Below are 5473 nucleotides of genomic sequence, written 5' to 3'. Positions count from 1 at the left end.
CTACTCCCCCACTCCCTCACTGCCCTACTCCCCCACTCCCCCACTGCCCTACTCCCCACTCCCCTACTCCCCACTCCCCTACTCCCTACTCCCCACTCCCCTACTCCCTACTCCCCCACTCCTCTACTCCCCCACTTCCATTTCTAGAGATGTCTAATATAGAGACTGCGACTTTAACTTAATTACTCAGTTGAGCAGGAAAATAATCTATGCTTTGGTTTTTTTTAGCTACTTCAGTAGCATTTCTTCAATCTGTTAAAGATGTTTATAACAAGACACAACTAAAAAATTTTGATGAATATATTATTGGATGTAGCCTGACATTTTTTACTGCTTTATTTTTAAGTCCCTTATTATTTTTTATTGAAATTCCCCAGTTAGGAAATAATTTTTGGTTAGCTCTATCAGTCAGCGCCTCTTTGAATGCGATCGCCTATACAATTTATCTCAAAGCCATTAAAATTTCTGATTTATCAATTGTTGCTCCTATTGCTACTTTTACTCCCTTATTTTTATTAATAACTTCGCCATTAATTGTGGGAGAATTCCCTAACCTAATGGGTATAATTGGCGTTTTATTAATTGTAGTTGGTTCATATGTATTAAATATCAAAGAAAAACAGCGAGGATATTTTGCTCCCTTTCGAGCAATAATTATAGATAAAGGTTCCCGACTAGCTTTATTAGTGGCTTTTATTTGGAGTATTACTGGTAATTTTGATAAGGTAGGCGTGCAAAATTCTTCACCTATTTTTTGGGGAATTTCTGTATTTTTTACTATATCAATTTTGCTATTACCAATTGTTTTATATAAATCCCATCATAATTCATATAAAATTAAAACTGGTGGCTGGAAATTAGTTGTATATGGTATGATTAACTCCGTAGCTATGGGATGTCAAATGATGGCTATAAATTTAACTTTTGTTGCTTATGTTATTTCTGTCAAAAGAACAAGTGCATTGTTTAGTGTGATTTTAGGAAAAATAATTCTCAAAGAAAAAGGCATCAAAGAAAGATTGTTAGGAGCTACGATTATGATACTTGGAGTATTTTTAATCAGTATTTCACAACTCAATTAAGAAGAAAGAAGGAAGAGGGAAGAAGGAAGAAGGGAAAAGATAAAAATAAGTAATGAAACACAATTAATTGTATAAGCTAAAATATATTTAAAATGTATCTTAGCAAGTTATAGCAATCCTAAATAGGTTGCGACAAATCAAAAAGTAGATAAAAAAACTGAAACTCTTACCGAAAAATTGTGGTTTAAAGCCCCCCTTTTAAGGGGATAATAAGCGGTCGTTTGCTTTGCAACGCTGGCGCGAAAAGCGCAGCTTCCCGTAGGGTGGGATGGCGAGGAGACCCGCTCTTGCAGAGCCGCTCCGAAGATCGCCATATCCAATCGACCAAGAGAAGAAAAATTTTCATGATTAGTCAATCCTCTTCTTTTCAAGGAGAGGTAATTATTAATTATTAATTATTAATTATTCATTGTTAAACTACTTTCTTTTAAATATGAAATTTAATTTACAAGCAAGATTACAAGATCATCTGAATGAAATAGTACGCGATCGCGACCCATATCTAGCATCAGGAGGACATTTTTATGTCAGACAATATATCTATCGGCAGTTGTCACAGTGGGGAAATGTAGAAATTGATGAATTTCAGATAACAGGCAAAACTCATCAAAATTTAGTGTTAAATTTACCCTCTATTAATAACAGTAAAAAACAGAACTTATCACCAATATTAATTGGCGCTCATTATGATGCAGTACTAGGTACGCCAGGAGCAGATGATAATGCAACTGGTGTAGCAGTTTTACTAGAATTAGCTAGAGAATTTTCATCTCAACCATTGAAATATCCAGTTCGTTTAGTTGCATTTGATATGGAAGAATATGGATTATTAGGTAGTCGTCATTATGCCGAAAAACTTCAACAAAAACAACAGAAACTTAGACTAATGATATCTTTAGAAATGCTCGGCTATTGTGACTCTACTCCTGGCTCCCAAATTTATCCTAAAGGGTTAAAATATTTTTATCCAAACCAAGGTAATTTTATTGCATTAATTGGCAATTTACTTACAATTATTGATATGTTCCAAATGAGTAGGAAATTTAATAAAATAGGAACTAATTGTCAGTTTTTGCCAGTACCAAATCAAGGTTTAATTGTGCCTGATACTCGTCGCAGCGACCATGCTCCATTTTGGGATAGAGGATATAACGCTATAATGATTACCGATACTGCCAATATGCGGAATCCTAATTATCATCAAAACAGTGATACTATTGAAACTTTAGACTTAAATTTTCTCACAGGAGTTTGTCAGGGATTAATTGTTGCTATGAGAAATATTCTGTAAAAAATAAAGGTAAGCATTCAGCTATTAGCATTTCCTACGGAATGCTCCGCAAACAGCTTTTCCTGCAGAATGCTACGCAAACATAAGTTTTAATTCTCTTTGGAGACTAATTTATCCTTTAGTGTAATAGTAAGTTCATAGCTGATAGCTGATAGCTGATAGCTGACGGCTGAATGCTGACAAATAAAGTAGGAAAAAAATCAGACTGACATATCATAATTATGCAAAAAAAATCTCCAATAAAAAAAATAATTTTAGGATTAATTTTTCTAGCAATAGGAAGCATACAGCAAGTAGTAGTAGCAGATAATAATTCCACAAAAATCAGCCAACAAAAAACTCATAATTGTCAAACCGATCAACAACAACCAAAATTTTTAGTATTTGGAGGAGGTGGTACTCCAGCACAAAATGAAATTGCCATTGAAAAAAATGTACTTTACTTTCAACGAACCCTAGAAAAAATCGGATATAACCAATTATCAGCTACAACATTTTTTGCTAATGGCAATGATGGACAAGCCACAATTCGCTATATTGATGCATTAGGAAAACAACGATTTAAAGTACCAGAAATTCCGAATATTCAGGGCAAAGCAACATTAAAAAATTTCCTGATTTGGTTTCAAAAAGCTGCCAGAGAAACGTCTCGTCGCCCTATATTTTTTTACTTTACAGGTCACGGAATAAAAAATTTAAACAATAATAATAATAATGCTCTAATGCTTTGGGGAGATCGACCTCTAACAGTTCAGAAATTATCACAAACTCTAGATAAATTACCCCAAAATACTCCAGTAGTAACGATGATGGCTCAATGTTTTTCCGGCTCGTTTGCTAATATTATTTATCAAGGTGGCGATCCCAAGAAATCTATAGCACTTCAGAGTCGTTGTGGTTTTTTTGCGACTATCAAAACCTTACCTTCAGTGGGCTGCACTCCAGAAGTAAACGAAGCAGATTATAAAGATTATAGTTCCAGTTTTTTTGCAGGATTAAGTGGCTATAGTCGTACTGGAAAAAAAGTAGCTTCAGCAGATTATAATCAAGACGGAAAAATTAGTTATATCGAAGCTCATAGCTTTGCGAAGGTAGACGAAAAAACAATTGATTTGCCAGTTTCAACTTTAGAAGTATGGTTACAAAATCAGGCAAGTAAAGCTGATATTAAATTAATTTGGGAACAACCAATGATTAATCTTTTATCCAAAGCACGACCAGAGCAACAATATGTAGTTAAATCAATCGTAAAAATATTGAATTTAGACCTACAAAAATCTTACATTGAAAATGGTGGAGGAAACATTACTGAACAAGAAATTAATAATCAAATAGAACGAGCATATTTCCTCCGTTTAGGAATGGAATTAATTAATATTGGTGTAGAAGAAAAAATTATCAAAGCTTCAGATAAAACAGCGATCGCTATTCTTGAGCGTCTACTCAAATGCGAAGCAGGTATCCCGGGAAGAAGGGAGTAGGGGGAGTGGGGGGGTGGGGGAGAAGTAAACATAATAATAATTAATGCTAACCAGGGTGCTAATTATCAAAACAAGTGATTATCTCTGCGTTAATTACTTAATAATTGAAGTAGAGTCTAAGTATAGTATTACTTTTGGTAATTGGCATAATAGAACTCTTGCAAAAACTTTAATTAAATCAATTAAAGATATGAAATAAACAATTTTATCTACCTATTGCCTATTGCCTATTCCCTCTCTTGGTCAGCATTCCCGCCGACGCAGGGTCTGACCGCTATTCCCTGACTTCTACAAAAAGTCTAGTACAAATAGATATGAACCATGGTATAAATAACCAAAACCTAAGAATATTGAATCTAGTTATACAAATTAAAAAATTAACTAGAAATTGGAGGAAAATTGTACAAAATGAAACGCTCTCTATATTTATTTATAAGTCTAGCTATTTTAGGGTTAACATCCTGTAGTGCCGTTAAAGAAATTCAGGAATTAATTGACCCACCCCCACCACCAACCCCCACAGCATCCCCTGTCACAAAAAAAGAACAAAGAAAACTATTTCCTATTCAACAAAACGGAAAATATGGGTTTATTAACAAAATGGGTAAAATAGTTATCCCTCCAAGATTCGAGCGGGTACAAAACTTTTCAGAAGGATTAGCAGCTGTAAAAATAGCAGAAAGGTGGGGCTATATTAATGAACAAGGAGAAATAGCGATCGAGCCAGAATTTGAGTCTGTTGTACGTTTTTCCGAATCTTTAGCGGCAGTTAAAAAAATTGGTCAGAGATGGAGTTACATTAACAAAAGTGGAGAAATGGTAATTCAACCCCAGTTTGAAGAGGCAGTCTACTTTTCTGAAGGTCTGGCACGAGTTACAATTGATGGTAAGTGGGGTTATATCGACCCAACTGGCAAGGTAGTCATTCAGCCAGAATATGGAGGGCAAACAGGACGTGGCTTCTTTGTAGATGGATTAGCTGCAGTGAGAATTGGCAGTGCTTATGAATATGGGTATATAGATCCGACTGGAAAAGTAGTAATTGAGGCTAAATATGATTTTGCTGGAGATTTTATTAATGGTTTAGCAAGGGTCAAAATAGGGGATAGGTGGGGATATATTGATAAAACTGGTAAGGAATTTATTAGGCCACAGTTTATTTTTAATCAAACATTCTCCGAAGGGTTCGCAGCAGTAAAAATTGATGACAAGTATGGTTATATAGATGTTTCTGGCCAGAGAGTAATTCAACCGCAGTATGATTTTGCTGGCAACTTTTCAGAAGGTTTAGCAGAAGTCAGGATTGATAACAAGTATGGCTATATTAATGCTTCTAATGAGATGATTATTGAGCCAGAGTTTGATAATGCTTTTGGGTTCTCCAATGGTATTGCAGAGGTGTGGGTAGATGGAGAAAAAGGTTATATAGATAAAATTGGCAGATTTGTCTGGAATTTAACTAAATAGGAGAATAGGGAGTAGGGAGTATGAAGAATAAAGAGATTTATTCTGTATAGGCAGGATAGTTTTTTTCCAGACCAGCGGTGTCTACAATTGTTTGGGGTTATACAGCGCTTTTCATTTGAGTAGACCACAAAATTATTTTTGGCACTTAGAGT

At 34.9% G+C, this 5473-nt stretch carries 5 protein-coding genes; all 5 read left to right on the top strand.

Annotated elements, in window-relative coordinates; all coding sequences use genetic code 11:
• The coding region (locus AC3DU7_RS23685; protein ID WP_488041756.1) for a hypothetical protein at positions 1 to 182 on the top strand (182 nt) is incomplete at its 5' end.
• Between the two features lie 27 nt (positions 183 to 209).
• Positions 210 to 1082, top strand: a complete 873-nt coding sequence (locus AC3DU7_RS23680; RefSeq protein WP_488041755.1) for an EamA family transporter — start codon at positions 210 to 212, stop codon at positions 1080 to 1082.
• Positions 1083 to 1515: 433 nt separating this feature from the next.
• Positions 1516 to 2373: a M20/M25/M40 family metallo-hydrolase gene (locus AC3DU7_RS23675; protein ID WP_488041754.1), complete on the top strand. Its 858-nt coding sequence runs from the start codon at positions 1516 to 1518 to the stop codon at positions 2371 to 2373.
• A 221-nt stretch (positions 2374 to 2594) separates the two neighbouring features.
• Positions 2595 to 3854, top strand: coding sequence for a hypothetical protein (locus AC3DU7_RS23670; RefSeq protein WP_488041753.1), 1260 nt, complete (start codon positions 2595 to 2597; stop codon positions 3852 to 3854).
• 408 nt (positions 3855 to 4262) lie between these two features.
• Entirely contained in the window at positions 4263 to 5321 is a 1059-nt protein-coding gene (locus tag AC3DU7_RS23665; RefSeq protein WP_488041752.1) for a WG repeat-containing protein, read from the top strand.
• Positions 5322 to 5473: the final 152 nt, after the last annotated feature.

The sequence above is a fragment of the Okeania sp. genome (assembly GCF_983059655.1).
This window is presented reverse-complemented; position numbering and strand designations above follow the sequence as displayed.

Bases quoted from the DNA above. Each gene is read 5' to 3' on its own strand.
- AC3DU7_RS23680 (WP_488041755.1), top strand. From the start codon at position 210: ATGCTTTGGTTTTTTTTAGCTACTTCAGTAGCATTTCTTCAATCTGTT.
- AC3DU7_RS23675 (WP_488041754.1), top strand. From the start codon at position 1,516: ATGAAATTTAATTTACAAGCAAGATTACAAGATCATCTGAATGAAATA.
- AC3DU7_RS23670 (WP_488041753.1), top strand. From the start codon at position 2,595: ATGCAAAAAAAATCTCCAATAAAAAAAATAATTTTAGGATTAATTTTT.
- AC3DU7_RS23665 (WP_488041752.1), top strand. From the start codon at position 4,263: ATGAAACGCTCTCTATATTTATTTATAAGTCTAGCTATTTTAGGGTTA.